Source organism: Dysosmobacter sp. Marseille-Q4140, assembly GCA_018228705.1.
Lineage (GTDB): Bacteria > Bacillota > Clostridia > Oscillospirales > Oscillospiraceae > Oscillibacter.
Window position 1 is genome coordinate 1334389 of record CP073694.1, and the last position, 16053, is coordinate 1350441.

The window sequence follows — 16053 nt, forward strand, 5'->3', positions numbered from 1 at the left end:
GCACCTAAAAATGTAAAATACTCATTTCCTATTTAGAAATATTCTTGTAAGGCATTTTTATATTGCCGGATGGGAGTGGATATGATACGATGGACTCAAGGAGGCAGAACCATGGAACTTCGTGTCTTGAAATATTTTCTGGCGGTGGCCAGGGAGGAAAACATTACTAAGGCAGCAGCTCTGCTTCACCTGACCCAGCCCACCCTCTCCCGGCAGTTGATGCAGCTGGAGGAGGAGTTGGGGGTACAGCTTTTTCGCCGCAGCCGATATCACATTGAACTGACGGAAGACGGAATGCTGCTGCGCCGCCGTGCGCAGGAGTTGGTGGATCTGGCAGAAAAGACGACCAGGGAGTTTACCATGCGTGAAACAGAGCTGATGGGAGAAATCGCCATTGGTGCAGGAGAGACCCGAAGCATGTCCTTCCTCTCCCGCGCCATGGTTTCTTTCCGGGAACGCTATCCCAAGGTCACCTTCCGAATTTTCAGCGCCACCGCCGACGATGTGAAGGAACGGTTGGACACGGGCCTTTTGGATATGGGCCTTCTGACAGAACCAGTGGATGTAGGGCGATATGCGTTCTGCCGAATGAAAGAACGTGATCGTTGGGGGGTATTGGTGCGCCTGGACTCTCCGCTCGCCGGACTGGATTCCGTCACACCCGATGATCTGGAACAGGTTCCGTTGATTATCAGCGGCCGTGAGCGTGTCCAGAGGGAGTTAGCCAACTGGTTTGGTGACCGATGGGAGCGGCTGCAGATTGCCGCCAGCTTTAATCTGATCCTCAACGCAGCCAACATGGTACGCTATGGTGTGGGAACCGCGCTGAGTTTTGATTTGAATTTTTCTTTTGATGATCTCCGATTCATACCGCTTTCTCCCACGATGGACACAGGAACCGTCCTGGTCTGGAAGAAGGATCTGGTACTGACACCGGTGGTGGAGGCCTTCCATCAGCATATCAAAAATGTGCAATAGGCATTTTTGGAAAAAGAAAGTAAGCATTAGACATAGCAAAAAGTCTGATTTACAATGCAGGTGTCCGAGGAAGGACGCCTGCATTTTCATTTTGGAGGTTTTATGATGACGAAACAGGAGGCAAGCGAGCGCTACCAGATCCCCATGCACATCCTGAGCGAATATGAAAGCTGGGGGCTCTGCGGGGCGGTAAAAGAAGTGATGGGGGCCTGGCAGTACGACGACACGGATCTGGAACGGCTGAGCACCATCCTGACGCTCCATGACCTGGGCTTTACCACATCGGAGGTGGAGACTTATATGCGCCTGCTCCTGGAGCAGCCCCACACGGAGGAGCAACGACTCAGAATGCTGGAGGAAAAGCGCACAGCTGCTCTGGATGAGATACACTTTAAGGAGCGCCAGCTCCAGCGGCTGGATTACCTGCGCCATGAGATACGCAAGACACAAACCACGCCAGGAGGAGGCACCAAAAAATGAAACGACTGTTTACGATTCTAATCACTTTGACTCTGCTGCTTGGCCTGACGGCCTGCGGCCAGGTGGAAACCCAGAGCAACCCCGGCCAGTCCCAGACGCAGCAGGAGGGGACATCCTCCAAGGAGGAGTCGTCCACTCCCAACCAATCCACCCCTCCCGCTTTCTCCACGCCGGAGGCAGGCGAATCTGACGTGGAAACACCGGAGGACGGCGTTCTGGTGGCCTACTTCTCCGCCACCGGCAACACCGAAGGCATTGCCCAGCATCTCCAGAGCATCCTGGATGCCGACCTCTATGAGATCGTTCCGGAAGTGCCGTACACCGACGAAGATCTCAATTACAGCAATGACAACTGCCGCGCCAACCAGGAGCAAAATGATCCTGCCGCCCGGCCCGCCATCACTGGTACTCTGGAACATCCGGAGAACTACAATGTGGTGTTTCTGGGCTACCCCATCTGGTGGGGGCAGGCCCCCAAGGTGATTTACACCTTCCTGGAGAGCTGTGACTTCGGCGACGCCACTATCGTTCCCTTCTGCACCTCCGGCTCCAGCGGTATCGGCTCCAGTGCCGACGGCCTGCAGGAACTGACGGAAAACGCTCGGTGGCTGGATGGCCAGCGGTTCAGCGGCAGTGTGTCCCAGAACACTGTGGCTTCCTGGGTGCAGGGACTGGATCTCCCCGAATCTTCTCCGGTATAAGAGCGGCCATGATGTTCAGAGCTTGAGGTTTTCCAGCCTGGGCATGTGCTGCATCGGCCACGGCAGCGGCGAGGCAGTTTTTGCCAAAGTTGAGAATCTGCTGAAAATATGATATACTACCGCCGTATATGGAGCAGAATCAACTTTTGCCTGGCATTTCGAATGACACAACCTTATCAGTGAACCATGTAAAAGTTGACAGCTGGAGATAAAAAGCAAGAGCCGGAACTACAGGGGGAAATTATCTTGAAATTTGACATTCAAAACTTAACATGGACACGAGAACCAAAGAGTTGTGTGATCACACAGGATCGAATCGAAATTGTCACGAAACCCCACACGGATCTTTGGCAAAGAACCTATTACCATTTCCGCAACGATAATGCTCCTGTATTGCAGATGGAAACGGAAGAAACGTTTTTTTCCTTTGTGGTAAAAACGGAATTTTCGGAAAGCCATCACCGCTTTGACCAGTGTGGGGTTGTGCTGTATCTGGACAGTGAAAACTGGCTGAAGGGTTCTATTGAATATGAAAATGAGACCTTTCAGCACCTGGGCAGTGTGGTGACCAATCACGGCTATTCTGACTGGGCGACCACGGAGATCTCTGCCCATATAAAATCCATGTGGTACCGCTTAAGCCGCAGAGAAAATGATTTTTGCATCGAGTGCTCGGAAGACGGTAAGTCATTCCATCAGATGCGCATCTGTCACCTGAATGAAGCTGAGGGAAAAATATCCTTTGGCATTTACGCCTGCAGCCCTGAGGACTCGTCCTTCCGCGCGGCTTTCACCAATATGGAAGTAACAGACTGCAAATGGATGGCACATGACGGGCAGGCTCCAGACGACAGTATTTGAGTTCAAAAAGGCCGACTGTGGACAATAACAAAGTATCAGCAGCAGCGCCTCCGAAGGCAACATCTTACGATGTGCTTCCGGAGGCGCTGCTGCTTACTTCTATGTTGGAAATTCTGCGACAGTTTACCAGTCCGCAGAACTTCTCACTCATGGATGCCAGTGTAGTCTGTTCCATCCCTTCCTTGACGGCATTCTCAATCCCGTGGTACGGGATTTCCAGCACTTTGCGGACATTCTATGCCACCGTGCAGGGACGGCCCTCGCAGAAATGAATCTCAATCAGAGAGGGGCCCCCTTTAGGTTCCAGTACGCTATAGATCAGATACAATGTGGTTTGGGATGGATCGGCACACAGCTGGGCACCGTGATAAGCCCTGCTTTTTTCAACGCGCTGAAAATGTTGCGGATTACAACCAGATCGCTGCCGGTACTTTTATGCTCTCTGCTGCCAGCCTGATGCTGAAGAAGGTATGCTCTGAGTGGAAAGATTGCGAACTGTTTCTTTGACTACGGACAGTCCACCTTAACACCGCCATTCAGTTCCTTATCGGAACACTGAAAGCGGTATTTTTTATAGCCCCTCGTCTATCATTTTCATCAAACCATACACCGCAGTCCATGGGCAGAAAACTTACCACCTTGCGAGAGCGTACGGTTCGCATCCGTAAGGTCGTCGGTTCGATCCCGATTAGGTCCACCAGAAAAATCCGTGAAACCATAAGTTTCACGGATTTTTTGCGACTTTTTTGTAAAAATTGCGGGCCTGCAGTTCAACCGTTTCTGCCCTATTTTCCGTACCAGCCCCCCGCTCCGTTCGCATCCGCTGTTCAGGATACCAGAAACGATCATTATTTTTTGTCCTCCGCCCCTTGGGAAAAGCCGAAAAGATCTGGAAATGAATGATTCATATCCAAGCATAAGGTCTATCTGGACACGCCGGACCTGTTTGCCCGGACGCTGGTGATCGTACTGGTGAGTCTTGTCTTTGAACGATTCTTTTTGTCGCTGCTCAAGCTGGTTGCCCGATATCTGGAGAGGATGTAAGTCATGCAGGATATCGTGATTCGCGGACTGTGAAAGTCTTTCAGGGGAAAGGCGGTACTGCGGAATGTATCCGGTACATTGGCGGCCGGGTGCGTCACTGGGCTGATGGCCCCTTCGGGCGCAGGGTCGCGATTCTCCGCGGGCTGTTGGCTGACTATGACCTCCTCGTCTTGGACGAACCCTTCAGGGGCTTGGACCAAGAGACCCGGCAGTTGGTCATGGAGGACACCAGGCGCCGCTGCGCTGGGCAAACCGTACTGCCGGTCACACATGACCCCGCAGTGCTGGAGGCTCTGGGGGCGAATGAACTGCTGGCAGAACTGCCCTAGGAATTTCTCATTTTATCCGCCGGAACATGCCGGGATTCGTCTCGTTGCAATGTTCCAAGGAGAGGGGCGCGCCTATCGGCGCGCCCCTCTCCTTGCCTTTTTCGTCCCTGGGCCGGCAGTTCCTGCCGCTCCCGTGTCATAATAATTGATCTTCGATCGCCAGTGTTTCCATCTGCGCTTTTGTCACGCCGTTTCGTTTTCCATAGCTTTCCCAGTACCTCCCGGAAGCTCTGATGAACACGCGCTTGGGCAGGGGCATGGTAACCTCTATGACCTGGCAGCGCCCTCCGGCGATCGCCCTGGACAGCTTTTTCAGACCCCTCCCTACCAGGCCCCGAAAGGGGGTCGACAAAATGGCTTCGCCGCTGCCGATCTTCAGCACAGAGCCAAAGGGATAGTCGTTTTTCCCGGCAAACAGCTTTACCATCTGCACTGCAATGTCGTTCTGATGCGGTTCAAGGAACCCGCAGTTGATCAGCACGGAGATCGTCGGCCTGTGCGAAGGCGGATGGTCCTCCAGCGTTTTTAAAAAGTTCAGCAGCGTGACGGGTATTCCGTCAGCGTAAAGCGGAAATACAAACAACACGTCCGAGGCCTCATCCATGGCACGGCAAAGCTCCATATGGTTTGTTTTTGTAAGGGGCCGGTATTCCGTCTCCAGCGGGCATACCCGGGCAAACCACTCGGCATACCGCTTGGAATTGGATCGGGGCGCCCGGGGACTGCCATTGATCATCAGGATTTTTCCCATGCGAGCACCTCCCTTTCAACCGTCTGTTCCAGCTCATGTTCCGGTGCAAAGACCACCCGCCAGCTCTCAAAATTCATGTTGTGGGCGTTGCGGGCCACCAGCTTTTCAAAGACGGCCCTTTCAGCATCGGAACTCTCGCCGTATCCGATGATGACCGCCTGCTTGGATGCCACGCGGCGCTGGAAATGGTGGGTCTCTCCGTGATGCAGGCGGATAAAGGCCTGCTGTACCGGGATTGCCCGCTCCAGCATGGTTTTCATAATGGTATCATAGCTTCCGTATCTGATTTTGCTGACGTACATCAGCTTGTCGCTGGCCGCGATACAGGGATATACCTTGACGGCATCATCCCGGATCACGCACTTTCCCGGTGTTTTCGTCCAGCAGCCGAAGCAGCCCACGCAGTTCGTGATCTGAAGTCCGGAAAGATCGATCAGTTGGATGTCCCGGCAGACTGGCTCCGCCAGAGTCAGCGGCCTGTCGCTTACGATCAGTTTCATAAGAACCTCCATCTTTCATAGCCTGTTTGTTAGGATAGCATAAATTTCGCTCTGCTTGCAGGGCAAAAGCAACTTTTTGAAAAAAGCAGCTGCCGCCCGGTTCCGTCCTTGCGGGTGCGCACAGACAGCTAGCTCCCCGATCATGCGAACATCATCACCTGGCAGCTTTCTTCTTACCCTGGTTCACCGCCGGAGGCTTCAGCAGAGCCCTGCTTGGCTGCTCCCGGCGGATCAAGCAGACCCTCGTCCTGCGGCGGACAGTCTCCGACCGCACAGCGACTCCTTCCTGGCGCCGCGGGGAACAGCCAGTCCACCGCGGCATTGACTTTTATTTCCGCTTCCGCTATGCTGGAAGCAGCGATCCATCTGCGCATGAAAGGGGTATCTTCCTATGAACAACGTCGCTTCGGCCCTGTCCGGCGCCCTGGGCAATCTCCCGCTGTCCACCGTCCTCACCGCGGCGGTGACGCTGCTGGTCTGCCTGGCCGCGGTCCACATTTTGGGCAAGCTGCTGCGGCGGCTCCTGGCCCGGACCCGGCTGGACGAGCGGGTCCAGCGCTATGCCCTGGCAGCGCTGAAGCTGCTTTTATACGTTGTGACTGTGGTCATCGTGGCGGAGAGTCTGAATATTCCCATGACGTCCCTGGTGGCCCTGCTGTCGGTGGGCTCCCTGGGTATCACGCTGGCGGCGGAGGACATCCTTGGCAACGTGGCCGGCGGGCTGGTGATCCTCTCCTCCCGCCCCTTCTCCATCGGGGATTTCGTGGAGGTATCCGGTACCTCCGGCACCGTTCAGGAGATCAGTCTCAACCACACCAAGCTGGTCACCACCGACGGCCATCTGGCCATGCTGCCCAATAAGGAACTGGCCTCCTCCAAGATGATCAACTACACCATCCTGGGCCGGCGGCGGATCGTTCAGAAAGTCACCGCATCCTATGACGCACCCACGGACACCGTCAAAGCTGCCTGCATGGCCGCCGTGGCCATGACGGAAAACGTGCTGGAGGACCCGGCCCCCACGGTGTACCTGACCGCCTACAAGGACAGCTCCATCGAGTACACGGTTTACTGCTGGGCCACGCCGGAAAACTATTGGCAGGTCTTTATGTCCGTAGGAGAAAACCTGCGGACCACCTTCGCTCAGGCCGACGTGGAAATGACCTACGACCACCTGAACGTCCATATCGTGGAGGACCGGACCCAGGGCGGCGGAAAAATCCCCGGTTGACAAACGGCGTCCCGCTTTTTATAATAATTGCCAAAGCGATGAAGGAGAGGGACGGAGACCGGCGCCCTCAGAGAGCCGGCGGGCGGTGAAAGCCGGCGGCAAGGGTCTCCAGGTCCTATGGCTCCTGAGCCGGGGGTTCGAGGGCGGTGCGCCGCCGTTAGGGCCGCCCCGTGACGCCGCGTCAGTGCAGAGGGGTTGTTGGACCCCATAAGGGGCGCCGGGCCGTGAGGCAGGCGCAATTTGAGTGGTACCGCGGAAGTCGATCACGGCTTTCGTCTCAAAGATCATTCTTTGGGACGAAAGCCGTTTTTTCGTTCCAAGACCGGAAAGGAGCACATCACCTATGAGCAATCGCATCGAAACCACCTGTGTCCAGGGGGGCTACACCCCCGGCAACGGCGAACCCCGCCAAATCCCCATCATTCAGTCCACCACCTTCAAGTACGCCACCAGTGAGGACATGGGCAAGCTCTTCGACCTGGAGGCCAGCGGCTACTTCTACACCCGCCTCCAGAACCCCACCAACGACTATGTAGCCGCCAAGATCGCGGCACTGGAGGGCGGCACCGCCGCCATGCTGACCTCCTCCGGTCAGGCCGCCAACTTCTTCGCCCTGTTCAATATCGCGGGCTGCGGGGACCACATCGTCTCCTCCTCCAGCATCTACGGCGGCACCTTCAACCTGATCTCCGTCACCATGGCGAAAATGGGCATCGAGACCACCTTCGTCTCCCCGGACTGCACGGAGGAGGAGCTCAATGCCGCCTTCCGCCCCAATACCAAGGCCGTCTTTGGCGAGACCATCGCCAACCCGGCCCTGACGGTGCTGGACATTGAGAAGTTCGCCAAAGCCGCCCACGAGCACGGCGTGCCCCTGATCGTGGACAACACCTTCCCCACTCCCGTGGGCTGCCGGCCCATCGAGTGGGGCGCCGACATCGTCACCCACTCCACCACCAAGTACATGGACGGCCACGGCGTGGCCGTGGGCGGCGCCATCGTGGATTCCGGCAAGTTCGACTGGATGGCCCATGCCGACAAGTTCCCCGGCCTCACCACTCCGGACGACAGCTACCACGGCATCACCTACGCCGAGAAGTTCGGCAAGGAGGGTGCCTTTATCACCAAGTGCACCGCCCAGCTGATGCGGGACCTGGGCTCCATCCAGTCCCCCCAGAACGCCTTCTACCTGAACCTGGGTCTGGAGAGCCTCCACGTCCGCATGGCCCGCCACTGTGAAAACGGCCTGGCGGTGGCCCAGTTCCTCCACGACCACCCCAAGGTGGCCCGGGTGATCTACTGCGGCCTGCCGGACGACCCCTATTACGCCCTGGCTCAGAAGTACCTGCCCAATGGCTCCTGCGGCGTGGTGTCCTTCGAGCTCAAGAGCGGCCGGGAAGCCGCCGGCACCTTCATGAAGCATCTGAAGCTGGCCGCCATCGAGACCCACGTGGCCGACGCCCGGACCTGCTGCCTCAACCCCGCCAGCTCCACCCACCGGCAGATGACCGACGAGCAGCTTGCCGCCGCCGGCATCCCCGCGGGCCTGGTGCGGATGAGCTGCGGTCTGGAGCACAAGCAGGACCTGATCGACGACATCGCCCAGGCCCTGGAGCAGGTGAAGTAATATGCCCATCAAAATCCCCAACCAACTGCCCGCCACCGGGGTCCTGCGGCGGGAGAACATCTTCGTCATGACGGAGACCCGGGCCATCACCCAGGACATCCGCCCCCTCCAAATCCTCCTGCTGAACCTGATGCCCACCAAGGTGGACACGGAGACCCAGCTGGCCCGGGTCCTGGGCAACACCCCCCTGCAGATCGAACTGGAGCTGATCGCCCCCAGGGGTCATGTGTCCAAGAACACCTCCCAGGCCCACATGCTGGCCTTCTACAAATCCTTTGACGAGGTCCGCCGCCGCACCTTCGACGGTCTCATCATCACCGGCGCGCCGGTGGAGCTGATGGACTTCGAGGAGGTGGACTACTGGCAGGAGCTGTGCGAGATCATGGAGTGGAGCAAGACCCACGTCCACTCCACCCTCCACATCTGCTGGGGCGCCCAGGCGGGGCTGTACTACCACTACGGCATCCCCAAGCGGCAGCTGCCGCACAAGCTCTTTGGCGTGTTCCGCCACACGGTGGAGGATCCCAACTACATCCTCTTCCGGGGGTTTGACGACGAGTTCTGGGTCCCCCACTCCCGCAATACCACGGTGGACCGGGCCGATATTGAGGCAGTGCCGGGGCTGAAGGTCCTGGCCGCCTCCCTGGAGGCCGGGGTCTACGCCGTCAAGACAGACCAGGGCCGCCAGGTGTTCCTCATGGGCCATGCGGAGTACGACCGGGACACCCTCAGCAAGGAGTACCACCGGGACGTGGCCGCCGGGGTCCCCATCCAGATCCCCAAGCACTACTATCCCAATGACGATCCCACCAAGCGTCCCATGATGAACTGGCGCTCCTGCGCCCACCTGCTCTACGCCAACTGGCTGAACTACTGCGTCTATCAGACCGCTCCCTACGACATCCGGGACATCCGTCTGGGCGTCCGCACCGACGAGTGAACAAAGCGCCGTCTCCTTTCGGAGACGGCGCTCAGCCTGTCAAAAAAATCTTTTTGACAGGCTGAGCAAGTTTTTTGAAACACAAAAAACTTATAATTGAAAACGAGAGGAACCCCTCCTGGGTTCCTCTCGTAACGCTCTTCCTTCCCGCCGCGCAGGATCTTCCGGTCATCCGACAGCCGCAGCGCCGTCTCCTTTCGGAGACGGCGCTTTTTCCATCGGGTTCCATCCGGAACATCCGGCCCTCCGGTGTCCCGGTCAAAAATAAAACAGGTCCTCGAACTTCTTGTCCAGGGCGATGCACAAGATCAGCGCCAGCTTGGCGGTGGGGTTGAACTGCCCCGTCTCGATGGAGCTGATGGTATTCCGGGACACGCCCACCAGCTCCGCCAGCTGGGTCTGGGACAGCCCCTTCTCCGCCCGTGCCACCTTCAGTCGGTTTTTTAAGATCAGCTGATCGTCCATGACGTCACCCCAAAAACTGCAGGGTCAGGTTGGCGGCACACACCAGGGCATAGGCCACAGCACACACCAAAGCAGGCGCCCGGCGGGTCTTCCAGTACTGATGGCCCTGGGTCCCGGCCAGGTAGATAGAGATGATGGCCACATACTCATAGGCCTGACCGCCCTCCAGCAGCCGCACCGCCGCCAGGATGACACACAGCAGCGTCATCAGCATCGCACCGAAGCCGAAGGAGACGCCCAGCATCTGTTGCTCCCGCTCGTCCAGGCCGGCATTTCCTGCCCGGGCCTTTTTCAAGATATCCTCCCGGTCCATGGCTTCTCCTCCTTATCCGGTGATCTGAAAGAATTTTACCAGATTGTACCCCAAAAAGGCAAGGGAGATCAGCAGCGTCACCACGTCGGAGGTATCCCTCCGCCGGGTCAGCCGATAGATCCGGTTGGCCACACAGGCCGTCCAGAACATGGCCAGCACGTCCTCATCCGGCAGACCATGGATCCGCTTCCAGGCCAGCAGCACGATGCCCATTACAAACACGAAGATCAGGCTGAAGGACTCCCCCTCGATGCGCACGCGCTTTTCCATCTCGTCCCCGTTCCGGTTCTCCCGCTGGCTGCGCTCCAAGATCTCCTCTTTGCTCAGTCGTTCTTCCATCGACGTTCCCTCCCGATCGTTCACTCAAAAAATACGGCCTGCCAAGGCCAGCGCTGTCCGCAGCAGCCACCACAGCGGTCCGCCCCAGGGCAGGACCTCCCAGGTCTCCAGTACCGCGGTCCACTCCACCGGCTGAGCCAGCCCCGGCAGGACCACGGTCAGCACCAGAGCGGCAGCAGCCAGCAGGGCCATCCCCGTCTGCCGTCCCGTGGCCTCGCCCCTCATCGCAGCACCTCCAGCACGTAGCAAGCCAGGTCACACAAAGACACCATTGCCGATAGAACAGCCGTAGCCAACAGGATCCTCCCAGACGAAATACGATACCTGCCCCAGGACTCCAGAGAAACATAGCACCAAAATAGCGCTCGTATGTTATGCGAAGCCTGACCTGTGATGAGGTCGAACACCTGCAATACGGCAAACATAAGGGAAAAACCCACCACGCCGAAGCGGCGGCCCCGGTTTTCTGCGAAGATATCGCCCTCGTCCTCTCCCTCCTCGCGGCTGCGTCTGAGGATCTCATCGCGGTCCATAGCAAAGCCTCCCTACACAGTTTAGTTTTCTTTTTGCCAAGTTTACTTTGCAAATAAAACATAGCATATACCAAGTATACTTGTCAAGAGGCAAGCTAAAAAAGATAGCTCTCCTGTCCGCCGATGTGCCCGCCCTCGGCCCTCGCCTTCCCCCAGGACCGCCGCCCCGAGGCACAGAAAAGAGGGACCGCCCCACGGGCGGTCCCTCTTTTGATGATATATAGAGCTATGTATGGTCGTGGGGGCTCAGCGGCCGGCGGCCCGGTCCTCTTGGATCAGCAGCTTCAGCGCCTCCACCGCCACCCGGACGGAGGCGGTGGTGTCCTCGCTCATCTTCTGGTCCAGGCCGGCGGCCTCCCGCTCCTGGTTCCACACCACATGGAAGCAGGAGCCGCAGCGGCAGCCCAAAGCCGCCGCCACCACGAACAGCGCCGCGGACTCCATCTCGCTGGCCTTGACGCCCAGCCGCTTCCAGCTCTCCCACTTCTGCTTCAGTTCATAGTAGACCGGGGAGGCGTCCGGGCTGTGCTGGCCGTAAAAGCTGTCCTTGCACTGGACGATGCCGGTGTGCAGCGGCAGCCCCAAAGCCTTGGTAGCCCGGGCCAGGCAGTCGGTGATCTGGAAGTCCGCCACCGCCGGAAACTCCATGGGGGCGTACTCCCGGCTGGTGTGCTCGAACCGGATGGCCCCGGTGGCCACCACGATGTCGCCGGACTGAACGTCCAGGGCGATGCCGCCGCAGGTGCCGGTCCGGATGAAGGTGTCGGCACCGCACTTGTGGAGCTCCTCCATGGCGATGGCGGCGGAGGGCCCGCCGATGCCGGTGGAGCAGGCGGTGACCTTCTCCCCCATGAGATACCCGGTCCAGACGTTGTACTCCCGGTTGCAGGCCACCTGCTTCGCGTCCTCAAACAGCGCGGCGATGGCGGGCACACGGCCCGGGTCCCCGGGCAGGATGCAGTAGCGGCCCACGTCCTCCGCGGTGCAGTCGATGTGATACTGTCTCTCCAATGCCTGCATGGCAGTCACTCCTTTCCTTTTTCCCAGTATAGCAAAGGGAGCCGGTCTTTACAAGGCCGGCTCCCCATCCGCATTTATTTCAGCGTCACCACGGTGACGCCGCTCTCGCCCTCGCCGTAGACGCCCAGGCGGAAGCTTTTGACGGCCCTGTTCCGCCGCAGGATGTCGTGGACGGCCTTGCGCAATGCGCCGGTGCCCTTTCCGTGGATGATGGTGACGGTCTCCAGCCGGCCCATGACGGCGGCGGAGAGGAAGTTCTCCACCACGCCCTCGGCCTCCAGGGTCTCCAGGCCCCGGATGTCCAGCTCCCGGGCGGCGGAGGACCGCAGCGCCCGGTCCGCGTTTTGCCGGATGGCGACGGCGGGGGCCTTCTTCCGGGCGGCCCGCTCGTCGTCCTCGATGAGCCGCACCTCGTCGGCCCTGGCCTTCATTTTCAAAATGCCGGACTTTAATTGCAGCGTGCCGTCCTTGCCCACGGACACCACCTCCGCCGGCGTCTTGACGCCGGGGATCTCCACCAGATCCCCCGCCCGGATGGGGCGGCTGGGCTTGGGGATGGGCTCCTGCCGGGCGTCCCGGCGGGTGACGGCCTCCTCGGCCTCGTTGAGGGTCCGTCGCAGGGCGGCCCGGGCCTCGTTGTCGTTGAGGGCCCGGTCGGCCTTGGCCTGGGCCTTGCGCATCTCGCTGAGCTCCGCGAACACCTGATCCGCCGCCGCCCGGGCGTCCCGGACGATCCGCTTGGCCTCTGCCTCGCCCCGGCTGCGGGCGTTGTCCTTGGCCCGCTCCATCTGCGTCCGGAACTCCCGGGCCTTGCGGGCGTCCTCCTCCCGCTGGGCGTAGAGGCGGTCCGCCTCCAGCTCCCGCTTCTCCAGCGCCTGGCGCTTGGCCTCCAGCTCTGTCAGCACGTCCTCGAACCGGACGCTCTCGCCGCTCATCTGGACCTTGGCCGCTTCGATGACCTCCGCCGGCAGGCCCAGCCGCGCCGAGATGGCGAAGGCGTTGGACTTGCCGGGAATGCCGATCAGCAGCCGGTAAGTGGGGCTCAGCGTCTCCACGTTGAACTCGCAGGAGGCGTTCTCCACCCCGGCGGTGGTCATGGCAAAGGTTTTCAGCTCCGCGTAATGGGTGGTGGCGGCCACCTTGGACCCCCGCTTCCGGACGTCCTGGATGATGGCGATAGCCAGCGCCGCGCCCTCCACCGGGTCCGTGCCGGCCCCCAGCTCGTCGAACAGCACCAGGCTGCGGCGGCCCGCCTCCTTCAAAATAGCCACAATATTGACCATATGTGCCGAGAAAGTGGACAAACTCTGCTCGATGCTCTGCTCGTCGCCGATGTCCGCCAGCACTTGTTCATACACGGACACAGCGCTGCGGTCCCCGGCGGGGATGTGGAGGCCGCACTGGGTCATCAGGGTCAGCAGGCCCAGCGTCTTGAGGCTCACGGTCTTGCCGCCGGTGTTGGGGCCGGTGATGACCAGGGTGTCGAAGTCCCCGCCCAGCTGGATGTCGATGGGCACCGCCGTCTTGGGGTCCAGCAGCGGATGCCGGGCTTTTCGCAGGGAGATGGCCCCATCCCACCGAACCTCCGGCCGGACGGCGTCCATCTTGTAGCTGAGCTGCCCCCGGGCGAAGATCACGTCCAGATGCACCAGAGCGTCGTAGTCCCACTGGATGTCCTCCCGGTGGGCGGCGGCCTCGGCGGAGAGCTCCGCCAAAATCCGCTCGATCTCCTTCTGCTCCTTGGCCTGGAGCTCGATGAACTCGTTGTTGGCCTGGACCACCCCCATAGGCTCCACGAAAAGGGTGGCGCCGGTGGAGGAGATATCATGGACCAGGCCCGGCAGGTCGCCCTTGTGCTCGGCCTTCACCGGCACCACGAACCGCCCGTCCCGCTGGGTGATGATGGTCTCCTGCAAGATCTTGGAGTAGCTGGGAGAGGAGATGATCTTTTGCAAAATCTGGCGGCTCTTGGCCTGGGCCGCGCGCATATGGCGGCGGATGTCCGCCAGCTCTGTGCTGGCGGCATCGGCCACGGTGTCCTCGTCGGGCAGGCACCGCTTGATCTTCTCCTCCAGGAAGCGGTTGCCGTGGAGGGACAAAAACAGGTGGTCGATAGCGGTCTTTTCCGCCGCCTCGTCGTTGAAGTACTCCTTGCACCGGCGGGCGGCGGTCAGCAGATCCGCGATGGTCAGCAGCTCGTGGTTATTGAGACTGCCGCCCCGGTCCGCCCGGTCCAGGGCCTCCGCCACCGGCTTCACCCCAGAGAAGGAAGGGCTCCCCCGCAGGCCGATCATAGCCCGCGCCGCGTCGGTCTGGTCCAGAAGACGCAGCACCTCCTCCGCCTCCGTCTCCGGCGTCAGGCGGCGGCAGCGGTCCTTGGCGGCGGCGCTGACCGCCTGGTCCGCCAGCAGCTCCAGCACCCGGGGCAGTTCCAGGGTGCGGATGGATTTGTCAAACAGTTCGCTCATAGCATTGATCTCCTGTCAAGCGGTTTCACTTGATGGTCATTCGTAAATATAGGGATTTGCCTCCGCCAGCACCCACGGCATCACATGGTTGAATTCCATCTGGCAGCAGGGCCGGGGAAAATCCTCCGGCAGCAGGTCGCATTCATTCTTGAAGCCCACAGAGAAGCCCTCCGCCAGCTCATGCCACCCCGCCGGGAACACCTCGTAATCTCCCGGCCGGGAGGACCCTTCCAGCACGGAGCCCACCAGGTGGTACCACCCGCCGCCGGAGAGGTCCTTCTCCGTGCCCTGGTAGTACATCAGCTCCCCCGGCTTCTCCGGATCCAGACCCAGAGCGTCAAAAAAGTCTTTTACCGCCTGAGGCAGGTCTTTCACCGCCTGGGCGAAATTCCGGCACCCGTCGCACTCGCAGGTGATCCAGGGCTCGTTGTGGGCGGCGTAGTAAGCCCGGGTGGCCTCCACATCCACCAAGAGGCGGTAGCCGCCGAGGGTGAATTCCGTCATATTTTGCTCCTTTTTGTAGAAACGATGGTTAATATTACGGTTTGTATTCTAATTTGGCGGCAGCTGCAGGCTCTTGTAGAAATCCAGGGTCCGGAATCCCCGCTCCAGCTGGGCAGAGACGAAGGCCTCCGCCGCGGCGTTCAGCCGCCCCAGGGCCTCCGGGCCCAGGGTGAAGGAGTAGAGCCGCTTGGCCTCTCCGTACACGATATGCCGCAGGGCGGCCAGGGAGTCCCGGCACAGAGGCAGGGATTTTAGCCGCTCCCCCACGCCGCACTTGCCGCAGCGCAGCACCCCCTGGACCACGTCCAGCATGGGGTTCTCCGGATCGGGAGTTCCGCAGTAGGCGCAGCTGTCCGCCAGGGGCTCGTATCCGGCCAGGCAGAGAAGCCGCAGCTCGAAGGCAGGCTTCACGATGGCCGGCGGCTTATGTAAAGCGGAAAGCGCATACAGCCCGTTCAGAAGAAGGCGCAGCGTCTCCGGCGCCGGGATCTCCGGGGCGGTGACCGCCTCGGTCAGCTCCGCCAGATAGCACCCCAGGGCAAGGGCCTCCAGATCGGCCCGCAGTCCCATGAACTGCTCCTCCACGGAGGCCTCCCGGACATAGAACCACTCTCCCCGCTGGAAGAGGGTCCACTCGGAGTAGGTCAGGATCTGGGCGCAGGCGGCGTACTTGCAGCTTTTGCGGCGGACCCCCTTGGCGATGACGGAGATCTTTCCCCGCTCCGCCGTCAGAACGGTCAGGATCTTGTCGGCGTCCTTGGTCTCGGTCTCCCGCAGGACGACGCCTTTGGTCACGATGTAGGGCGCGGACGTCACGGCTCCTCCCTCCTTCCGGCATGGGGGCGGCAAACGCCGCCCCGGGCGTCAGGGCAGAGGGCGCTCTCCCTCCGCCGAACGGTACAGCATATAGGCCAGGGGCTCCCCGGTCAGGCAGAACATCTCCCAATAGATTTCAGAATCCGATCTCAT

At 60.0% G+C, this 16053-nt stretch carries 18 protein-coding genes and 1 pseudogene; 8 read left to right on the forward strand and 11 right to left on the reverse strand.

The window, feature by feature from the left end; translation table 11 throughout:
* The first annotated feature begins 111 nt into the window (after positions 1–111).
* The 5 genes and pseudogenes from KFE19_06780 to KFE19_06800 all read left to right on the forward strand — a co-directional run bounded on the left by KFE19_06780 (position 112) and on the right by KFE19_06800 (position 4393).
* Complete coding sequence (locus tag KFE19_06780) at positions 112–978, forward strand: LysR family transcriptional regulator (protein QUO39199.1); 867 nt, start codon at positions 112–114, stop codon at positions 976–978.
* Positions 979–1083: 105 nt separating this feature from the next.
* A complete protein-coding gene (locus KFE19_06785; GenBank protein ID QUO39545.1) occupies positions 1084–1458 on the forward strand; it encodes a MerR family transcriptional regulator in 375 nt (124 codons plus the stop codon).
* Positions 1455–2159 (forward strand): flavodoxin, encoded by a 705-nt coding sequence (locus tag KFE19_06790; protein ID QUO39200.1) that lies wholly within the window; start codon positions 1455–1457, stop codon positions 2157–2159. Before KFE19_06785 ends, KFE19_06790 begins: the two co-directional genes overlap by 4 nt.
* A 246-nt stretch (positions 2160–2405) precedes the next feature.
* On the forward strand, positions 2406–3020 hold the full coding sequence (locus KFE19_06795) for a DUF1349 domain-containing protein (protein ID QUO39201.1): 615 nt from the start codon (positions 2406–2408) through the stop codon (positions 3018–3020).
* 1047 nt (positions 3021–4067) lie between these two features.
* Positions 4068–4393 (forward strand): annotated as a pseudogene (locus KFE19_06800) (hypothetical protein).
* 136 nt (positions 4394–4529) lie between these two features.
* Here KFE19_06800 and KFE19_06805 read toward each other — a convergent pair.
* A complete protein-coding gene (locus KFE19_06805; protein ID QUO39202.1) occupies positions 4530–5144 on the reverse strand; it encodes a hypothetical protein in 615 nt (204 codons plus the stop codon).
* Positions 5129–5644 (reverse strand): flavodoxin family protein, encoded by a 516-nt coding sequence (locus KFE19_06810; protein ID QUO39203.1) that lies wholly within the window; start codon positions 5642–5644, stop codon positions 5129–5131. The genes KFE19_06805 and KFE19_06810 overlap by 16 nt, the downstream gene beginning before the upstream one ends.
* A 391-nt stretch (positions 5645–6035) precedes the next feature.
* Between KFE19_06810 and KFE19_06815 the strand changes: the two genes are divergently transcribed.
* The 3 genes from KFE19_06815 (at position 6036) to metA (ending at position 9442) form a co-directional block, all read left to right on the forward strand.
* The gene (locus KFE19_06815) at positions 6036–6875 is read left to right on the forward strand and encodes a mechanosensitive ion channel family protein (protein QUO39204.1); all 840 of its coding nucleotides are present in this window, start codon (positions 6036–6038) and stop codon (positions 6873–6875) included.
* Between the two features lie 343 nt (positions 6876–7218).
* A complete protein-coding gene (locus KFE19_06820; protein ID QUO39205.1) occupies positions 7219–8502 on the forward strand; it encodes an O-acetylhomoserine aminocarboxypropyltransferase/cysteine synthase in 1284 nt (427 codons plus the stop codon).
* Between the two features lies 1 nt (position 8503).
* Complete coding sequence (gene metA / locus KFE19_06825) at positions 8504–9442, forward strand: homoserine O-succinyltransferase (protein QUO39206.1); 939 nt, start codon at positions 8504–8506, stop codon at positions 9440–9442.
* 258 nt (positions 9443–9700) lie between these two features.
* On the opposite strand, the gene KFE19_06830 is transcribed toward metA, so the two are convergent.
* The 9 genes from KFE19_06830 to recO form a co-directional block, all read right to left on the reverse strand.
* Positions 9701–9907, reverse strand: coding sequence for a helix-turn-helix transcriptional regulator (locus KFE19_06830; GenBank protein QUO39207.1), 207 nt, complete (start codon positions 9905–9907; stop codon positions 9701–9703).
* Between the two features lie 4 nt (positions 9908–9911).
* The gene (locus tag KFE19_06835; protein QUO39208.1) at positions 9912–10220 is read right to left on the reverse strand and encodes a hypothetical protein; all 309 of its coding nucleotides are present in this window, start codon (positions 10218–10220) and stop codon (positions 9912–9914) included.
* A gap of 12 nt (positions 10221–10232) precedes the next feature.
* Entirely contained in the window at positions 10233–10559 is a 327-nt protein-coding gene (locus KFE19_06840; protein ID QUO39209.1) for a hypothetical protein, read from the reverse strand.
* A 24-nt stretch (positions 10560–10583) separates the two neighbouring features.
* Positions 10584–10784 (reverse strand): hypothetical protein, encoded by a 201-nt coding sequence (locus KFE19_06845; protein QUO39210.1) that lies wholly within the window; start codon positions 10782–10784, stop codon positions 10584–10586.
* Positions 10781–11092 carry a hypothetical protein gene (locus KFE19_06850; GenBank protein QUO39211.1) on the reverse strand — a complete coding sequence of 104 codons (312 nt, stop codon included), beginning with the start codon at positions 11090–11092 and terminating at the stop codon, positions 10781–10783. The genes KFE19_06845 and KFE19_06850 overlap by 4 nt, the downstream gene beginning before the upstream one ends.
* 246 nt (positions 11093–11338) lie before the next feature.
* The gene (gene udp / locus KFE19_06855; GenBank protein ID QUO39212.1) at positions 11339–12112 is read right to left on the reverse strand and encodes a uridine phosphorylase; all 774 of its coding nucleotides are present in this window, start codon (positions 12110–12112) and stop codon (positions 11339–11341) included.
* Positions 12113–12186: 74 nt separating this feature from the next.
* Positions 12187–14580: an endonuclease MutS2 gene (locus KFE19_06860; GenBank protein ID QUO39213.1), complete on the reverse strand. Its 2394-nt coding sequence runs from the start codon at positions 14578–14580 to the stop codon at positions 12187–12189.
* A 36-nt stretch (positions 14581–14616) separates the two neighbouring features.
* Positions 14617–15084 carry a hypothetical protein gene (locus KFE19_06865; GenBank protein ID QUO39214.1) on the reverse strand — a complete coding sequence of 156 codons (468 nt, stop codon included), beginning with the start codon at positions 15082–15084 and terminating at the stop codon, positions 14617–14619.
* Positions 15085–15132: 48 nt separating this feature from the next.
* The gene (gene recO, locus KFE19_06870; protein QUO39215.1) at positions 15133–15900 is read right to left on the reverse strand and encodes a DNA repair protein RecO; all 768 of its coding nucleotides are present in this window, start codon (positions 15898–15900) and stop codon (positions 15133–15135) included.
* Between the last annotated feature and the right edge of the window lie 153 nt (positions 15901–16053).